Raw genomic sequence first — 20,770 nt, 5'->3', positions numbered from 1 at the left:
TACTCCGCACTCGGGGCTGATCAGGAGTTCTTGGTGTCGAGAGCCATCTCGACGAGGTTGTCGATGTCCATGTCGTCGATCGAGTCCCCTTCGTCGTCAGCGACCGGTTCCGCTTCGCCGTTCGCGAGGCGCAGCAACGCGTCCAGCAGGCCCGCCTCGCGCAACTGCTCCAGCGAGAGGCCCGTGAGCGCCTGGCGCACCTCGGCCTCCGCGGTGTCACCGATCAGCTCGGTGCGCAGGAGGTCGACCAGGACGAGCGGGGTCGGGTAGTCGAAGACCAGGGTCGCGGGGAGCCGCAGCCCGGTCAGGGCGTTGAGTCGGTTGCGCAGTTCGACCGCGGTGATCGAGGAGAAGCCGAGCTCGCGGAACGCTCGGTCGGCCTCGACGACACCGGCGGACTGGTGCCCGAGCACCGCGGCCGCCTCGTCCCGCACCAGGTCGAGCAGCAGGCGGTCGCGGTCGTCGGCGGGCAGGCCCGTGAGCTTCGCCCGGAACGCGGCACCGGTGTCCACATCGGACACCTGGTCGCCCGCACGGCGCACCTCGGGCAGGTCCGCGATCAGCGGGCTCGGGCGGCCGGCCGTGAAGATCGGCGCGAACCGGGTCCACTCGACATCGGCGACGGTGACCGCGCGGTCCCCGGACTCGACGGCCTGCCGCAGCGCGGCGATGGCACGCTCCGGTGCCATGGCCGGAAGTCCGCTGCGGCGCAGCAGCTCGTCCTGGTCGCCACCGGCCCACGGGCCCCAGGCGACCGACGCTCCGGCGAGGCCGCGGGCGCGGCGCCGGTCCACCAGTGCGTCGAGGAACGCGCTGCCGGCGGCGTAGGCCGCCTGGTTCGCGGCGCCCCAGACACCGGCGGTCGAGGAGAACACCACGAACGCGTCGAGCGGCGTCTCCCCGAGCAGGTCGTCGAGGTGGGCGGCGCCGAGGATCTTCGCGGAGAGGACCGCTGCGAACCCGTCGAGGTCCTGCTCCCCCACCGGGGTCGACTGGGTGACCTCGACGGCGTGCACGACGGCGTCCGGCGCGTGCTCACCGACCAGCGCGGCGACCTGGTCCCGGTCGGACACGTCGCACCGCACCACCGTGGTCCGCACGCCCAGCTCCGCGAGCAGTTCGTCGACAGGGCCGTCGTGGTCCGCGGTCAGCACCAGGTGCTCGGCGCCCGCACCGGCGAGCCAGCGGGCGACCTGCCCGCCGAGCACCCCGGTGCCGCCGGTCACCAGCACCGTGCCGCGGGGCGTCCACCCGCCGGTGGCCGGACCGGCCGGCGCGTGCGCCAGCCGTCGGGCCAGCACCCCGGAGGCGCGGATCGCGACCTGGTCCTCGGTGCCCGCGAGCACGTCGGCCAGGTGGTCGAGCACGACGTCGTCCCACTCGGCCGGCACGTCCGCGAGGCCACCCCAGCGGTCGGGGTGCTCCAGCGCGGCCACCAGGCCGAGACCCCAGTTCTGGGCTTGGGCCGGGTCACGCACCGGGTCGTCGGCGCCGGTGGAGACCGCGCCGCGGGTGAGGGCCCACAGCGGCGCGGTGAAGCCCGCGTCGCCGAGTGCCTGCACCAGCACGAGGTTCTCCTCGGCGGAGCCGGCCAGGGCCAGCACGCCGTCCACGGTCCCGACACCGGTCAGCGCCTCGGTGAGCGCCACCCGGTCGGTCGAGGCCGCGACGGAACCGACCTCGAGTCCGCGGTGCACGAGGCCGTGCAGCAGCGCAGATTCCTCGTCACCGACTACGAGCCAACGCCCAGAAGGCTGCCCGCCGTGGGCGGCGACCGGGGTCCACTCGACGCGGTACCGCAGGCTGTCCGTGTCCGGCGCCTCGTCGGAGGTCAGCCAGAACCGCTCGCGCTGGAACGGGTAGGTCGGCAGGTCGATCCGCCGCGCGCCGGAGCCCGCGAAGAACGGCGACCAGTCGACCGGAACGCCCCGCACGTGCAGACCGGCCAGCGCGGTGACGACCGAGCCGGGCTCGGGCTTGTCGGCGCGCAGGGCGGACACGAGCATCGCGTCCTGCACGCTCTCCGCGCCCATCGCGGTCAGCACCGCGTCCGGGCCCAGCTCCAGGAAGGTCGACACACCGGCGCTTTCCAGCGTCGTGACGGCGTCGGCGAACCGGACGGCCTCGCGGACGTGGCGGACCCAGTAGTCCACCGACGTCAGCTCGGCCGTGGTGGCGAGCTGTCCGGTCAGCGTCGAGACGATCGGGATCCGCGGTGCGGCGAAGGCCAGTCCCTTGGCCACGACGCGGAACTCTTCGAGCATGGCGTCCATCCGCGGCGAGTGGAACGCGTGGGACACGCTGAGCCGCTTGGACTTCCGGTCGCCGAACTGCGCGACGACCTCCACCACGGCGTCCTCGTCACCCGCGACCACCACCGAGCGCGGCCCGTTCACCGCGGCGAGCGACACGCGGTCGCCCAGCAACGGCGTGACCTCGTCTTCGGTGGCCTGCAAGGCGATCATCGCGCCACCGGTGGGCAGCTCCTGCATCAACCGGCCGCGCGCGGCGACCAGCGTCACGGCGTCGTCCAGCGTCAGCACGCCGGAGACGTGCGCGGCCGCCAGCTCGCCGATCGAGTGCCCTGCCAGGAAGTCCGGCCGCACGCCCCAGTGCTCGTAGAGGCGGAACAGCGCGACTTCCAGGGCGAACAGGGCGGGCTGGGTGTTGCCGGTCTCGTTGAGTGCCGCCGCGTCGGTGCCGAAGACGACGTCGCGCAGCGGCAGGTCGAACCGGGCGCAGACCGCGTCGAACGCGTCGGCGAACACCGGCTGGGTCTCGTACAGCTCACGGCCCATGCCGATCCGCTGGCTGCCCTGACCGGTGAACAGGAAGGCGAGCCTGCCGTTCGCCGTGGCCCCGCGCACCACGTCGGGTGCGTCGGTGCCGCCGGCCACCGCGAGCAGGCCGCGGTCCAGGTCGTCCCGGTCACCGGCGATGATCACCGCGCGGTGTTCCAAGCCGGCCCTGCCGGTGGCGAGCGTGAGGCCGAGGTCGCTCAGGTCGGTGTCCACAACGGACTGGAGCTGAGCGGCCTGGGCGCGCAACGCCGCCGGGGACTTCGCGGACAGCACGACCGGCACCACGGCGACCTCGGAGCGTTCCGCGACCGGCGTGACCGGTGCCTGCTCCAGGATCGCGTGGGCATTGGTGCCGCTGTAGCCGAACGACGACACACCGGCCCGGCGGGCGCGGCCCGTCTCGGGCCACGGCGTGGTCTCGGTGGCCAGCTCGACGGCGCCGGAGCTCCAGTCGATCTGCGGCGACGGCTCGTCCACGTGCAGCGTCTTCGGCACGACCCCGTGCCGCATCGCGAGCACCGCCTTGATCACGGCGGCGACACCGGACGCGGCCTGGGTGTGGCCGATGTTCGACTTCACGGAGCCGAGCAGCAACGGAGCCTGGCGGTCCTGACCGTAGGTGGCCAGCAACGCCTGCGCCTCGATCGGATCACCGAGCGCGGTACCCGTGCCGTGCGCCTCCACGACGTCCACATCGGACGGTGCGATGCCCGCGCGGTCCAGTGCCCGGCGGATCACCCGCTGCTGCGAAGGACCGTTCGGCGCGGTCAGGCCGTTCGAAGCGCCGTCCTGGTTGACGGCGGTGCCCCGCACGATCGCGAGCACCTCGTGGCCGTTGCGCTGGGCGTCGGAGAGCCGCTCGACGAGCAGCATGCCGACACCCTCACCCCACGCGGTGCCGTCGGCTCCGGCGGCGAACGCCTTGCAGCGTCCGTCGACCGCGAGTCCGCGCTGCCGCGAGAAGTCCACGAACGCGGCGGGCGTCGACATGATCGTCACGCCACCGGCCAGCGCGAGGTCGCACTCACCGTTGCGCAGCGCCTGGGCCGCGAGGTGCAGGGCCACGAGCGACGACGAGCACGCGGTGTCGACGGTGACCGCCGGGCCCTCGAAGCCGAACGTGTAGGAGATGCGGCCAGAGAACACGCTGGCCGCGTTGCCGGTGCCGAAGTACCCCTCCAGCTCGGGCGGCAAGGAAGTCAGCTGCGAGCCGTAGTCCTGGCCGTTCGTGCCCGCGAAGACACCGACCTGACCGCCCCGCAACGACGTCGGGTCGATCCCGGCCCGCTCGAAGGCCTCCCACGAGGTCTCCAGCAGCAGGCGCTGCTGCGGGTCCATCGCCAGCGCCTCGCGCGGCGAGATCCCGAAGAAGCCGGGGTCGAACTCCCCTGCCGCGTGCAGGAACGCGCCCTCGCGGGCGTAGGACTTGCCCGGCGCGTCCGGGTCCGGGTCGTACAGGCCCGCCAGGTCCCAGCCGCGGTCGGCCGGGAACCCGGTGACGGCGTCGCCGCCGTCGACCAGCAGCCTCCACAGGTCCTCCGGGGACGAGACGCCGCCCGCGAACCGGCACGACATCGCGACGATCGCGATCGGGTCGTCGGCGACGGCCGTGGTGACCGAGGTCAGCGCGACCGGCGTGGCACCGACGAGCTCCGCGCGCAGGTGTTCCGCGAGAGCAGCCGGGTTCGGGTAGTCGAAGACGAGCGTGGCCGGCAGCCCCAGGCCCGTCGACGCGACGAGGCCGTTGCGCAGCTCGACCGCGGTGAGCGAGTCGAAGCCCAGTTCCTTGAACGCCCGGTCGGGCCGGACGTCGTCGGCGGAGCCGTGGCCGAGTGCGGCCGCGGCCTGCTCGCGGACCAGCTCCACGAGGAGGTGCAGCTGCTCGCCCTCGGACAGCTCGGCGATCCGGCGAGCCAGTGACGAGTCACCGGCCACCGCGACGGTCTGCTCGGCGACCTCCGGGAGCTCGCTCAGCAGCGGGCTCGGCCGGACGGCGGTGAACACCGGCACGAACCGGGTCCAGTCGACGTCCGCGACGGTGATCGTGGTGTCGCCGGACCGGATGGCCTGGCGCAGCGCGGTCATGGCGGCGGCCGAGTTCATCGCGACCACACCGCGGCGGCGCAGCTGCTCGGCGGCGTCGCCCTCGACGGCCATGCCGCCGTCGGCCCACGGGCCCCAGGCGACCGCCAGTGCGGTCAGCCCGCGGGCGCGGCGGGACTCGGCCAGCGCGTCCAGGTGGGCGTTGGCGGCGGCGTAGGCCGACTGGCCACCACTGCCCCACACCCCGGCGATCGACGAGAACAGCACGAACGCGTCGACCTCGCCGACCAGCTCGTCCAGGTTCCGCGCACCGGAGACCTTGCCCGCCAGCACCTTCTGCAACGTCCCGGGGTCGTGTCCTTCGACCGCTTCGTTGTGGTCGATGCCGGCCGCGTGGAAGACCGCCGTGGGCGGGTGTTCCGCGACCAGCGCGGCAACGGCGTCGCGGTCGGCCGCGTCACACGCGGCGATCGTGACCCGTGCACCGAGTTCTTCCAGCTCTGCCCGGAGTTCGGCAGCGCCGGGCGTGTCGAGGCCGCGGCGTGAGGTCAGGACGAGGTGCTCGGCACCCGCGCCCGCCAGCCACCGGGCCACGTGCCCGCCCAGCGAGCCCGTGCCACCGGTGATCAGCACCGTGCCGCGCGGCGTCCAAGCAGACCCACCGGCAACCGGTGCGTGCACCAGGCGGCGACCGAAGACTCCGCTGGCGCGCACCGCGACCTGGTCCTCGGACCCGGCCAGCACGGCGGCGAACCGGTCGAGGGCGCGGTCGTCGAGCGTGCCGGGAAGGTCGACCAGACCGCCCCAGCGCTCGGACAGCTCCAGCGCGGCCACCCGGCCGAAGCCCCACAGCTGCGCGGCTTCCGGCCGGACCGCGTTGTCCGCCCGGCCGACCGACACGGCTTCCCGCGTCACCAGCCACAACGGCGCGGCGACAGCGGCCAGCCCCTGCGTGATCGTGAGCGCCTCGGCCACGTCGGCCGGGAACGCCAGCACACCGTCGAACTCCCCGAGTTCGGTAGCCGCTGCCGGCTCCGTGACGGTGACGACTTCGATGCCACGGGCGATAAGCGAGTCCACGACGGGGTCGGCGCCCACGGCCAGCCAACGACCGGAAACCGCGGTCTGGGAGGCCGAAACCGGCTTCCACTCGACCCGGTAACGCCATCCCTCGACGGCAGACTCGCCACGGCTGTCCCGACGCCACTTCGACAACACGGGCAGCACGGCGTCGAACGCCTGCGAGTCCTCCTCGCTGAGCGCGGCGCCGAGCGACTCCAGGTCCTCCCGCTCGACCGCGTCCCAGAATCGGGCCTCGATCGAGTCCTGCACGCGGGTGGCGGCCGTCTCCAGCCACAACCGCTCGCGCTGGAACGCGTAGGTCGGCAGATCCACCCGCCGCGCGCCGGTACCGGCGAAGAACGCGGACCAGTCGACCTCGGCCCCGCGGGCGAACACCCGGCCGAGCGCGGTCAGCAGCGACCGCGCCTCCGGCCGGTCCTTGCGCAGGGCGGGCACGAACGCCGCGCCACCACCGGCCATCGCCGACAGCACCGCGTCCGGGCCCAGCTCCAGGAACGTCGTGACGTCCTGGGCTTCGAGCTCCGCGACGGCATCAGCGAACCGGACCGTGTTCCGGACGTGGTTCACCCAGTACTCGGGGTCGCTGACCTCGCCCAGCATGGAGATCGTCGGCTCGTTGAACGTCAGTTCCGCGACCACCGCGCGGAAGTCGTCCAGCATCGGGTCCATCAACGGTGAGTGGAATGCGTGCGAAACACTGAGCTGCTTCGACTTGCGGTCACCGAACTGCGCGACGACCTGCTCCACAGCGGCCTCGTCACCGGCGACGACCACCGCGTCCGGCCCGTTGACCGCCGCGAGCGATACCTGATCCGTCAGAAGCGGCAGCACTTCCGCTTCCATGGCCTGCAAAGCCACCATCGCGCCACCCTCGGGCAACGCCTGCATCAACCGGGCCCGCGCCGACACCAACGTCGCCGCGTCCTCCAGCGACAGCACCCCGGCCACGTGCGCGGCAGCGATCTCACCGATCGAGTGCCCGGCCAGGAAGTCCGGGCGCACACCCCACGACTCGACGAGCCGGAACAAAGCAACTTCCAGCGCGAAGATCGCCGGCTGCGTGAACTCCGTGCGGTCCAACTCCTCGTCCCGCACGTCCACCAACGCCGCGACCTCGTCAAAGGCCTTGGCATACACCGGGAACGCGTCGTACAGCTCACGACCCATGCCCACGCGCTGGCTGCCCTGACCGGTGAACAGGAACGCGAGGCGACCCGGCGTGACCGCGGCCGACTCGACCCGGGCCAGTTCCGCGACCAGCTCGTCCTGATCGGCGGCGACCACCACGGCCCGGTGCTCGAACCGAGCCCGCGAGGTGGCCAGCGAGAAGCCGAGGTCCGTCAGGTCCGCCGGTGCCAGTGAGGCCAGGCGGTCCGCCTGCTCCCGCAACGCTTCCGGCGTCTTGGCCGACAGCACGACCGGCACCAGCGGCAACGGCTTGTGCTCGACCTTGCTCGGCCGGGCGGCGGGAGCCTGCTCGACGATCAGGTGCGCGTTGGTGCCACCGATGCCGAACGACGACACACCCGCACGGCGTGCCCGGTTCACCGAAGGCCATTCCCGCGCCTCGGTCAGCAGCTCGACCGCACCGGACTCCCAGTCCACGTGCGGGGTCGGCTCGGCCAGGTGCAACGTCTTGGGCGCGACGCCGTTGCGCAGCGCCATCACCATCTTGATCACACCCGCGACACCGGCCGCGGACTGCGAGTGCCCGATGTTGGACTTCAACGATCCCAGCAGCACCGGCTGCTCGCGGTCCTGGCCGTAGGTGGCGAGAATGGCCTGCGCCTCGATCGGGTCGCCCAGCTTCGTACCGGTGCCGTGCGCCTCGACCAGGTCGACGTCCGAAGTGGACAGACCAGCGTTCGCCAGCGCTTGCCGGATCACCCGCTGCTGCGACGGACCGTTCGGCGCGGTCAACGTGCTCGACGCACCGTCCTGGTTCACCGCCGAACCACGGACCACCGCGAGCACCTCGTGCCCGTTGCGCTGAGCATCGGACAAGCGCTCCACCATGAGCATGCCGACACCCTCGGACCAGCCGGTCCCGTCCGCGTCGGCCGAGAACGCCTTGCAGCGGCCGTCCGGCGAGAGCCCGTTCTGCTTGGCGAACTCCGCGAAGAGCGCCGGCGTCGACAACACCATCACGCCACCGGCCAACGCGAAGTCGCACTCACCACGACGCAACGCCTGCACAGCCAGGTGAATCGCCACCAACGACGACGAACAAGCCGTGTCAACCGTCAGCGCAGGGCCTTCCAGACCGAAGGTGTAAGCGATCCGGCCGGACATCACACTCGGCGTGCTGCCGGTGAGCACCAGGCCCGCCAGCTCCTCAGGAACGACCTGGCCCGCGGAGCCGTAGTCGGTCGAGCTACCACCGATGAAGACGCCGGCCTGCTTGCCCCGCACCGAAGCCGGGTCGATCCCAGCCCGCTCGAAGGTCTCCCACGTCGTCTCCAGCAGCAACCGCTGCTGGGGGTCCATCGCGAGGGCCTCACGCGGCGAGATGCCGAAGAAGTCGCGGTCGAAGTCCATGGCGTGGTCGACGAAGCCGGCACCGGCGACGTCGAAGTCGAACTCCTGCAACAACCAGCCGCGGTCGACGGGCAACGGCGTGATCGCGTCCGTGCCCGTGGCGACGAGGTCCCACAGGTCTTCCGGCGAACGGACGCCACCGGGGAAGCGGCAGGCCATCGACACGATCGCGATCGGCTCGTCCGACCCGACCGTCGCGGCCACCGCCTTCTGCACCGGCGCATCGCCGGCCGAGCCCACCAGCTCACCGCGCAGGTGCACCGCGAGCGCTTGCGGGGTCGGGTAGTCGAACACCACCGTCGCCGGCAGCCGCAGACCCGTCGCGGCACTCAGGGTGTTGCGCAGCTCCACCGCCGACAACGAGTCCAGCCCCATGTCGACCAGACCACGGGTCACCTGCACCTGCTGCGCCGAGGAGAAGCCCAGCACCACGGCGACCTGACCGCGCACCACGTCCAGCAGCAGGTCGTCCTGCTCGGCGACCGACAGCGAAGCCAGCTTCTGGTTCCACTGCGTCGCTCCCGCGGCGACACCCGCGGCGTTGCGGCGCGTCGGCACGCGGACCAGGCCGCGCAGCAACGGGTGCAGGTCGTTCTTGCTGCCCCGCAACGCGACGAGGTCGAGCTTCATCGGCACGGAGACCGGTTCGTCCAGCACGAGCGCCGAGTCGAACAGCTCGAAGCCCTCGGCGACGGACATCGCGGGCATCCCGGCGCGGGTCATCCGCGACAGGTCCACCCGGGACAGTCCGGCGCCCATGCCCGTGCTCTGGTTCCACAGGCCCCACGCGAGCGAGACACCCGGCAGGCCGAGGAAACGCCGGTGTGCGGCCAACCCGTTCAGGTACGTGTTCGCGGCCGCGTAGTTCGCCTGGCCAGGAGAACCCATCAAGCCGGCCGTCGACGAGAACAGGGCGAACATCGCCAGGTCCCGATCGAGCGTCAGCTCGTGCAGGTGCCACGCCGCATCCACCTTCGGCGCGAACACCGTGTCCAGACGCTCCGGCGTCAACGACTCCAGAACACCGTCATCCAACACACCAGCCGTGTGCACAACACCAGTCAGCCCCCCAATCCCCTCGATCACCGAAGCAAGCGCCGCACGATCGGACACGTCACAGGCCACGACCTCGACCTGAGCGTCCAGCTCCGCCACCAGCTCGGCCGCACCCGGCGCGTCCAGGCCACGACGCGACGTCAGCACCAGACGCCGAACCCCGTGCTCGGCAACGAGATGACGCGCCAGCTCCGCACCCAGCCCACCGGTGCCACCGGTGATCAACACGGTGCCCTCGGGGTCCAGCGGAGCCGGCACGGTCAGCACGACCTTGCCGATGTTCTTGGCCTGCCCCAGGTACCGGAACGCCTCCGGTGCCCGGTGCACGTCCCACGTCGTCACGGGCAGCGGACGCAGGTCACCCGCGCTGAACCACTCGTAGAGCCGGGTCAGCAGCTCACCGATGCGGTCGAACCCGGCCTCGATCAGGTCGAACGCCTGGTAGCGGACGCCGGAGTGCGCGGCAGCGACCTCGTCGGCGTCGCGGACGTCGGTCTTGCCCATCTCCAGGAACCGGCCACCCGCGCTCTGCGCCACCAGGCGCAGCGACGAGTCCACGAACTCACCGGACAACGCGTTGAGCACCACGTCCACACCGCGGCCGTCGGTCGCGGCCGTGAACTCCTGCTCGAAGTCCGTCGTGCGCGACGACGCGATGTGGTCGTCGTCCAGACCAGCACGCCGCAGCACGTCCCACTTGCCGGTGCTCGCGGTGCCGAACACGTCGGCGCCGAGCAGCCGGGCCACCTGCGTCGCGGCCATGCCCACGCCACCGGCGGCGGCGTGGATCAGGACCTTCTCCCCGGCCTGCAGGCCACCCAGGTCGTCCAGGGCGTACAACGCCGTCAGGTACACCAGCGGCACACCGGCCGCCTGCGTGTACGACCAGCCGTCCGGGATCAGGCAGATCTGCCTGCGGTCGGCCACCGCCACCGGTGCGAACGCGGCGGCGAACATGCCCATCACCCGGTCGCCGGGCTGGAGATCCGTGACCCCCGAGCCCACCTCCAGCACCACGCCGGCGCCTTCGAGACCCATCAGGCCCGCGTCGCCGGGGTACATGCCGAGCACGTTCATCACGTCGCGGAAGTTCACGCCCGCCGCGCGCACCGCCACCCGGACCTCGCCGGCGCCCAGCTCGGACTCGGCCGCCGGCCACGGGATGGTGACCAGGTTGTCGAAGGTGCCCTTCTCGGTGAAGTCCAGGCGCCACGGACCTTCCTCCGTGAACGCCGACACCGAACCGGCGAAGCCACGGGCCAGCCGAGGCACGAACGCCGCACCGGACCGAAGGGCCACCTCGCTCTCTCCGGACAGCACAACAGCAGGCGCCAAGCGCTCGACGTCACCGGGCACGTCGGCGTCGACGAGCACGATCCGGTCGAGGTACTCCGCCTGCGCGGCGCGGACCAGACCGGACACCGCGGCGTGCGCCAGCGACGTCACGTCCTCGCCGGGCAGCACCGACACGGCCCCGCTGGTCACCACGACCAGCACGGACTCCTCGTCGGCGGCCAGGAAGCCCTGGACGTCGGCCAGCACACGGCCCGCGACGTCCCGGACTTCGCCGTTCGGCACCACCAGCGTCACCAGGCGCGGCGCACCACCCGACCGTTCCAGGGACAGGGGAAGCCACTCGACGCGGAACAGCGAGTCAGGCTGGCCGGCGCCCGGCTTCAGCGCCTGACCACCGATCGGGCGCAGCACCAACGAGTCGACGCGAGCCACCGGCACACCGCCGCCGTCGGCCACGCTCACCGAGATCGCGTCGCCGTGCCCGCTCGGGGAGATCTTGGCCCGCAGCACCGACGCACCCGTCGCGTGCAGGGTCACGCCGTTCCAGGAGAACGGCAGCGAAGCGCCCTGCCCCTTCTCCGACGCCAGCCCCAACGCGTGCAGCACGGAGTCCAGCAACGCCGGGTGCACACCGAACTTCGCTGCCTGGCGGTGCTCCGACTCGGGCAGCGCGGCCTCGACGAACAGGTCGTCGCCGGCCTTCCACGCCGCCTTCAGGCCGCGGAAGACCGGGCCGTAGTCCAGACCGCCATCAGACAAACCGTCATAAAGATCCGACAGATCCAGCTCTTCCGCACCGGCGGGCGGCCACGTGCTCAGGTCGAACCCGGGAGCGACCGACTCGTCCGACAGCACACCGACCGCGTGCGTCGTCCAGACGTCGCCGTCCTGCGCCAGCACGGTGACCGTGCGCCGTCCGCCGTCGAGCTCGCCGACGACGACCCGCACCTTCACGCCCGCGGCGGTCAGCACCAGCGGCTGCTGCAACAGCAGCTCTTCGACGTGCCCGCAGCCGACCTCGTCACCGGTGCGGATCACCAGCTCGGCCAGCGCGGTTCCCGGCACGACCACGGAACCCGCGACGACGTGGTCCGCGAGCCAGCGGTGGGTGTCCGAGGACAGCCTCGCCGTGCCGAGCACCCCGCCGTCGGGCATCGAGAACACCGCGTCCAGCAGCGGGTGCTGCGCCGAGTCGAGTCCGCCGGTGGAGGTCGAGAAGTCCAGCCAGAACCGCTCGCGCTGGAACGCGTACGTCGGCAGGTCGACCCGCCGCGCGCCGGTACCGGCGAAGCAGGAGGCCCAGTCGACCTCGACACCCCTGGCGTGCACCCGGCCGAGCGCCTGCAGCAGCGACCGCGCTTCCGGCCGGCCCTTGCGCAGGGTCGGCACGAACGCCGCGTCGCCGTTGCCCATCGCCGACAGCACGGCGTCCGGCCCCAGCTCCAGGAACGTCGTGACGTTCCGCGCCGACAGCTTCGACACCGCGTCGGCGAACCGGACCGTGCCGCGGACGTGCCGCACCCAGTACTCGGGGTCCGTCACCTCGCCGAACATCGCGATCTTGGGCTCGTTGAACGTCAACTCCGAGACCACGGCCCGGAAGTCGTCCAGCATCGGGTCCATCAACGGCGAGTGGAACGCGTGAGACACGGAAAGACGCTTCGACTTGCGGTCACCGAACCGCGCCACCACCTGCTCGACCGCGGCCTCGTCCCCCGCGACGACCAGCGACTGCGGGCCGTTGATCGCGGCGATCGACACCAGGTCGGACAGGTGCGGCGTGACCTCGTTCTCCGTGGCCTGCAACGCGACCATCGCGCCGCCCTCGGGCAGCGCCTGCATCAGGCGGGCCCGAGCCGAGATCAACGTCGCCGCGTCTTCCAGCGACAACACCCCGGCCACATGAGCAGCGGCGATCTCGCCGATCGAATGACCGGCCAGGAAGTCCGGCCTGACGCCGAACGACTCGACCAGTCGGTACAGGGCGACTTCCAGCGCGAAGATCGCCGGCTGGGTGAACTCGGTCCGGTCCAGCTCTTCGTCGCGCACGTCGACCAGAGCGGCAACCTCGTCAAAGGCCTTGGCGTAAGCGGGGAACGCGTCGTAGAGCTCACGCCCCATCCCGGCCCGCTGGCTGCCCTGACCGGTGAACAGGAACGCCACCCGGCCAGGAGCCACCGTCGCGGGGCGAACCGCGGCCAGTTCGCGAACCAGCTCGTCCTGGTCCGCGGCGACCACCACGGCCCGGTGCTCGAAGCGGGCACGCGTCGTCGCCAACGAGAAACCGAGGTCCGTCAGGTCCACCGGTGCCGACGCGGCCAGGCGGTCCGCCTGCTCCCGCAACGCTTCCGGCGTCTTGCCCGACAGCACCAGCGGCACCAGCGGCAACGGCTTGTGCTCGACGTCCACCGGCCGGGTGGCCGGAGCCTGCTCGATGATCACGTGCGCGTTGGTGCCGCCGATACCGAAGGACGACACACCCGCACGGCGCGGACGACCCCGGTCCGGCCACGACCGCGACTCGGTCAGCAGCTCGACCGCCCCGGCTTCCCAGTCGACGTGCGGGGAGGGCTCCTCCGCGTGCAACGTCTTGGGTGCCACGCCGTTGCGCAGCGCCATCACCATCTTGATCACGCCACCGACACCGGCGGCGGACTGCGCGTGGCCGATGTTGGACTTCAGCGAGCCCAGCAGCAACGGCTCCTCGCGGTCCTGACCGTAGGTCGCCAGCACCGCCTGCGCCTCGATCGGGTCGCCCAGCTTAGTGCCGGTGCCGTGCGCTTCGACCACGTCGACGTCCGAAGTGGACAGACCTGCGTTCGCAAGCGCTTGCCTGATAACCCGTTGCTGCGACGGACCGTTGGGCGCGGTCAGCGTGCTCGAAGCACCGTCCTGGTTGACCGCCGAACCCCGCACCACCGCGAGCACCTCGTGCCCGTTGCGACGCGCGTCCGAAAGCCGCTCCACCAGGAGCATGCCGACGCCCTCGGACCAGCCCGTGCCGTCCGCGTCGGCCGAGAAGGCCTTGCAGCGCCCGTCCGGCGAAAGCCCGTTCTGCTTGGCGAACTCCGCGAAGAGCGCGGGCGTCGACAGCACCATGACGCCACCGGCCAGCGCGAAGTCGCACTCACCGCGACGCAACGCCTGCACCGCGAGGTGAATCGCGACCAACGACGACGAACAAGCCGTGTCGACGGTCAGCGCGGGGCCTTCGAGGCCGAACGTGTAAGCGATCCGGCCCGACATGACGCTCGGGGTGCTGCCGGTGAGCAGCAGGCCCGCCAGCTCGTCGGGCACGACCTGGCCCTGGGAACCGTAGTCCGTGGCGCTGCCGCCGACGAACACGCCGGCCTGCCTGCCGCGCACGGACGCCGGGTCGATCCCGGCCCGCTCGAAGGTCTCCCAGGCCGTCTCCAGCAGCAACCGCTGCTGCGGCTCCATGGCGAGCGCCTCACGCGGCGAGATGCCGAAGAAGCTGCTGTCGAAGTCCATGGCGTGGTCGACGAAACCACCGCCCGCGACGTCGAAGTCCATGTCCTGCAACAGCCAGCCGCGGTCGACGGGCAACGGCGTGATCGCGTCCGTGCCCGTGGAGACGAGCTCCCACAGGTCTTCCGGCGACCGGACCCCGCCGGGGAAGCGGCAGGCCATCGACACGATCGCGATCGGCTCGTCCGACCCGACCGTCGCGGCCACCACCTGCTGCACCGGCGCCTCGTCGGCCGACGAGGCCAGTTCGCCCCGCAGGTGCGCGGCGAGGGCCTGGGGCGTCGGGTAGTCGAACACGACGGTGGCCGGCAGCCGCAGGCCCGTCGCGACGCTCAACGTGTTGCGCAGCTCGACGGCGGACAGCGAGTCCAGGCCCATCTCGACGAGGCCGCGGGTCACCTGGACCTGCTGCGCCGAGGAGAAGCCCAGCACCACGGCCACCTGACCGCGCACCAACTCCAGCAGCAAATCGTCCTGCTCGGCCGTGGAGAGGCCCGCGAGCCGGGCCGACCACGACGACGGCTCGGCCTTGCCACCCGAGGCCGCGGCCCGCCGGTTCTGCGTGCGGACGAGGCCGCGCAGCAACGGCTGCACCTCGGGGCCGCCGCGCAACGCGGCCAGGTCGAGCTTCATCGGCACGGCGACGGCTTCGTCCAGCACGAGTGCCGAGTCGAACAACGCGAAGCCCTCGGCGATCGTCATCGCCGGCATGCCGTTCCGCGCCATCCGGGCGAGATCCGCCTTGGTCAGGCCGGAACCCATGCCCACGTTGGAGCTCCACAGGCCCCACACCAGCGAGACGGCGGGCAGGCCGAGGGAACGGCGGTGGGCGGCGAGACCGTTCAGGTAGGTGTTGGCGGCCGCGTAGTTGGCCTGGCCAGGCGACCCCAGCACACCGGCCGTGGACGAGAACAGGGCGAACATCGCCAGGTCGCGGTCACGGGTCAGCTCGTGCAGGTACAGCGCGGCATCGACCTTCGGACCGAAGACGGTGCCGATGCGTTCCGGCGTCAGGGACTCCAGCACGCCGTCGTCGAGAACACCGGCCGTGTGCACGACACCGGTGAGGTTCTCGATGCCCGCGATCACGGCGGCGAGCGCATCGCGATCCGACACGTCACAGGCCACGACCTCGACCCGCGCGTCCAGCTCGGCGACCAGCTCGGCCGCACCCGGCGCGTCCAGGCCACGGCGAGAAGTCAGCACCAGGTGCTTGACTCCGCGCACGGTCACGAGGTGACGCGCCAGTTCGGCGCCCAGACCACCCGTGCCACCGGTGATCAGCACCGCGCCCTCGGGGTCCAGCGGCGCCGGAATCGTGAGGACGACCTTGCCGATGTTCTTGGCCTGGCCCAGGTAGCGGAACGCCTCCGGCGCGCGGTGCAGGTCCCACGCCGTCACCGGCAGCGGGCGCAGCACACCCGCGCTGAACCAGTCGTAGAGCTGGTAGAGCATCTCGCGGATGCGGTCGGGGCCCGCCTCGATCAGGTCGAACGCCTGGTAGCCGACACCGGGGTACTGGGTGGCGACCTCGGCGGCGTCGCGGACGTCGGTCTTGCCCATCTCGACGAACCGGCCGCCACCGCCCATGCCGGTCAGCCGCAGCGAGGCGTCGACGAACTCGCCCGCCAGCGCGTCCAGCACGACGTCGACGCCGCGGCCGCCGGTGACGGTGGTGAACTGCTGCTCGAACTCGGTGGTGCGCGAGGAAGCGATGTGGTCGTCCGGGATCCCGGCCTGACGAAGGATGTGCCACTTGCCGGTGCTGGCGGTGCCGAACACCTCGGCGCCGAGCTGGCGGGCGACCTGCGTCGCGGCCATGCCGACACCACCGGCGGCGGCGTGGATCAGGACCGACTCGCCCGCCTGGAGACCGGCGAGGTCGCCGAGGCCGTAGAGCGCGGTGAGGAACACCAGCGGCACACCGGCCGCGTCGGCGTAGCTCCAGCCGGTGGGCATCGGGCAGACCATGCGCTCGTCGGCGATCGCGACCGGCCCGAAGGCGGCGTCCATCATGCCCATCACCCGGTCGCCGGGTGCGAGACCGTCCACTTCGGACCCGACGGCGAGCACGACACCGGCGGCTTCGAGGCCCATCAGGCCCGCGTCGCCGGGGTACATGCCGAGCGTGTTCATGACGTCGCGGAAGTTGACGCCCGCGGCGCGCACGGCGATGCGGACCTGGTTGGGCTCCAGGTCGTCCATGGCCTGCGGCCACGGGATGGTGACGAGGTTGTCGAACGTGCCCTGCTCGGTGAAGTCGAGGCGCCACGGCTCGTCGCCGGCGAACGGCGTGACCGAACCGGCGAAACCGCGGGCGAGTCGCGGCACGAACGCCTTGCCGCCGCGGACCGCGACCTCGCTCTCCCCCGAGGCCGCGATGGCCGGCAGGAGGTCGTCGAGGTCGGCCGGCACGTCGGCGTCGATCAGCACGATCCGGTCGACGTGCTCGGCCTGCGCGGCCCGGATGAGGCCGGACACGGCGGCGTGGCCGAGGTTCGGCACGTCCTCGCCGGGCAGCACGGACGCGCCACCGCGGGTGACCACGGCCAGCACGGAGTCGTGATCCTCGGCCAGGAAGGCCTGCACGTCGGCCAGCACCGCGGCGACGACGTCCCGGGTCTCGCCGTCGGGCGCGACCACGGTGACGACCTGCGCCGTGCTGCCGTCGCGCTCCAGCGAGAGCGGGTTCCAGTCGATGCGGAACAACGCGTCCGGCTGACCGGAACCGGCCTTGAGCTGACCACCGATCGGGCGCAGCACCAACGAGTCGATCTGGGCGACCGGCGTGCCGGTCTCGTCGGCGACCCGGACCGAGACCGCGTCGCCCTGCCCGACCGGCGAGATCTTGGCGCGCAGCACCGAGGCACCGGAGGCGAAGAGGCTGACGCCGTTCCAGGAGAACGGCAGCGAGCCGCTCTGGCCCTTCGCCGACTCGTCCAGGCCGAGCGCGTGCAGCACCGAGTCCAGCAGCGCCGGGTGCAGCCCGAACTTGGCCGCCTGCCGGTGCTCCGACTCGGGCAGCGTCACCTCGGCGTACACGTCGTCACCGGACCGCCAGGCGGCCCGCAGGCCGCGGAACACCGGGCCGTACTCGAGGCCGGCGCCCGCGAGGTCGTCGTAGACCCCGTCGAGCTCGATCTCCCGGGCGTCGGCCGGCGGCCACGTCCTGAGGTCGAAGCCCGCCGCGATCTCGTCCTCCGCGAGCACACCGACGGCGTGCGTCGTCCACTCGGCGTCGTCCTCGCCGTCCGGTCGCGTGTAGACGGTGACCGCGCGGCGGCCCGAGGCGTCCGCCTCGGCGACCGCGATGCACAGCGTGACCGCGCCCTTCGCCGGCAGCACCAGCGGTGCCTGCAGCAGCAGTTCGTCCAGGTAGCCGCAGTGCAGCTGGTCGCCCGCGCGGATGGCGAGCTCGACGATCGCGGTGCCCGGCACGACCACGTTGCCCGCGACGACGTGGTCGGCGAGCCAGGCGTGCGAGGTGCGGGACAGTCTGGCGGTGAACAGGGCTCCGCCGTTGGGGGTGGAGAGCACCGCGCCGAGCAGCGGGTGGTCGGCCGCGCCGAGACCGGCGGCCGTCACGTCGTGCACGGCACCGGTGGCGTCGACCCAGAACCGTTCGCGCTGGAACGCGTAGGTGGGCAACGGGATCGCCCGCGCGCCGGACCCGGCGAAGTAGGCGGACCAGTCGACCCGCACGCCCCGGCCGTGGATCCGGCCGAGCGCGGACAGGATGCTCTGGACCTCGTCGCGGTCCTTGCGCAGCGCGGACACGAGCACCGCGTCCTGGACGCTCTCCGCGCCCATCGCGGTGAGCACGCCGTCCGGGCCGAGCTCGAGGAACGTCGTGACGCCTTCGGTCTCCAGCGCGCGCACGGCGTCGGCGAACCGGACGGCCTCGCGCACGTGCCGCACCCAGTACTCCGGCGAGGTGATCTCGTCGGCCGTGACGAGCGCGCCGGTCAGCGTGGACACGATCGAGATCGTCGGAGCGCTGAAGGTCAGCTTCCGCACCACGGCGCGGAAGTCCGCCAGCATGCCGTCCATCTGCGGCGAGTGGAACGCGTGCGAGACGCTGAGCCGCTTGGCCTTGCGGTCGGGGAACTGCGCGGCGATCTGCTCGACGGCGTCCTCGGCGCCCGCGACGACGACCGAGCGCGGGCCGTTGACCGCGGCGAGCGAGACAGCGTCGGTGAGGTGCGGCAGCACCTCTTCCTCGGTGGCCTGCAGCGCGAGCATGGCACCGTCGCCCGGCAGCGCCTGCATGAGCCGGCCCCGTGCGCTGACCAGAGCGGCCGCGTCTGCCAGGGACAGCACGCCGGCGACGTGCGCGGCGGCGATCTCGCCGATCGAGTGGCCGGCCAGGAAGTCGGGCTTGACGCCCCACGACTCGACGAGGCGGTAGAGCGCGACCTCGACGGCGAACAGCGCGGGCTGGGTGAACTCGGTGCGGTTCAGCAGGTCCGGAGTGGACAGTGCCTCGGCGAGCTTCGGGTCGAGGTGAGCGCAGACGGCGTCGAACGCCTCGGCGAACACCGGGAACGCGGCGTGCAGCTGTTGCCCCATCGCGATCCGCTGGCTGCCCTGACCGGTGAACAGGATCGCGGTCCGGCCCTTGACGGCCGCCTCGGGCACGGGCGCGTCGGTGGCCAGGGCGTCCAGGGCCGCGAGCAGGTCCTCGGAACCCTCGGCGACGATCGTGGCCCGGTGGTCGTGGTGGGTCCGACTGGTCGCGGTGGAGTACGCGAGGTCGGCCAGGTCTGCCCCGGCGCGCACCGCCTCGGCGAGCCTGGCGGCGTTGGCGCGCACCGCGTTCTCGGTCTTGCCGGAGACGAGCACGGGCACGACCGGCAGTGCGGCGCGGGATTCCTCGTCGATCTCCTGCGCCGGTGCCTGCTCCAGGATCGCGTGCGCGTTGGTGCCGCTGTAGCCGAACGACGACACACCGATCCGGCGCTCGCGTCCGGTCTCCGGCCACGGCTGGGACTCGGTGGCCAGCTCGATCGCGCCGGCGCTCCAGTCGATCTGCTTCGACGGCTCGTTCACGTGCAGCGTCTTCGGCACCAGGCCGTGCCGCAGCGACAGGACGGCCTTGATCAGGGCGGCGACACCGGCGGCGGCCTGCGTGTGGCCGATGTTCGACTTCACCGAGCCCAGCAGCATCGGCTGGTCGCGGTCCTTGCCGTAGGCCGCGAGCAGTGCCTGCGCCTCGATCGGGTCGCCGAGGGCGGTACCCGTGCCGTGCGCCTCAACCACGTCGACGTCCACAGAGGACAGCTGCGCGTCCGCGAGCGCCGCCTTGATGACGCGCTGCTGCGACGGGCCGTTCGGCGCGGTGAGGCCGTTCGACGCGCCGTCCTGGTTGACCGCGGTCCCGCGCACGACGGCGAGGACCTGGTGGCCGTTGCGCTGGGCGTCCGACAGCCGCTCCACGAGCAGCATGCCGACGCCCTCGCCCCATGCCGTGCCGTCGGCGCCGGCCGCGAACGCCTTGCAACGCCCGTCGACCGCGAGCCCCCGCGCCCGGGAGAAGTCGATGAACGCGCCGGGCGAGGACATGATCGTCACGCCGCCGGCCAGCGCGAGGTCGCACTCGCCATTGCGCAGCGCCTGCACCGCGAGGTGCAGGGCGACGAGCGAACCGGAGCAGGCCGTGTCGATCGTGACGGCAGGGCCCTCGAAGCCGAACGTGTAGGAGATGCGGCCGGAGAACATGCTCGCCGCGTTGCCGGTGCCGAGGTGGCCTTCGAGACCTTCCGGCACGCCGCCGTCGAACAGCGCGATGTAGTCCTGGCCGTTGGTGGAGGTGAACACACCGGTCCGGCTGCCGCGCAACGCCTGCGGGTCGACACCCGCGCGTTCGAACGTGTGCCAGGCCGTCTCCAGCAGCAGACGTTGCTGCGGATCCATCGCCAGCGCCTCGCGCGGCGAAATGCCGAAGAACCCGGGATCGAATTCAGCGACACCCTCGACGAATGCGCCTTCGGCGACGTAGGAGGTGCCCTGGTGATCGGGGTCCGGGTGATAAAGCGACTCGACGTCCCAGCCGCGATCGGTCGGGAACGGCGCGATGGCGTCACGTCCCTCGACGAGGAAGTCCCAGAACTCGTCAGGCGACGAGACGCCGCCCGCGAAGCGGCAGTCCATCGCCACGATCGCGATGGGCTCGTGCCCCTTCGCCTCCGCCGCCTGCAGGCGTTGGCGCGTGTTGTGCAGGTCCGCCGTCACCCGCTTGAGGTAGTCGCGAAGCTTCTGCTCGTTGGACATTCAACGCCACCTCTTCAGGGCAACCGGCACGTCTCGGGGTAAGTCCGACAGACCTCTGGACCGAAAACTAACGAGGGGGCCGCCAGGGACAACACCCCTGACGGCCCCCTACGCGTCCCCTACGGCTCCCGTTCCGAGAAGAAGCGGGAAATCCCTAAAGAAACAGTTGGGAATTCCTTAGAAAACCGGTCTTC

Annotated in this window: 1 protein-coding gene; it reads right to left on the bottom strand. The window is 71.9% G+C overall.

Translation table 11 applies throughout. The annotated features are described in order from the left end of the window. Nucleotides 1–20: 20 nt before the first annotated feature. Nucleotides 21–20,576, bottom strand: coding sequence for a type I polyketide synthase (locus ACFWNN_RS28775; RefSeq protein WP_382443056.1), 20,556 nt, complete (start codon nt 20,574–20,576; stop codon nt 21–23). Nucleotides 20,577–20,770: the final 194 nt, after the last annotated feature.

The organism is Lentzea sp. NPDC058450, from assembly GCF_042721395.1.
Lineage (GTDB): Bacteria > Actinomycetota > Actinomycetes > Mycobacteriales > Pseudonocardiaceae > Lentzea.
The sequence above is the reverse complement of the archived record's forward strand: the minus strand, read 5'-3'. Positions and strand labels throughout refer to the sequence as shown.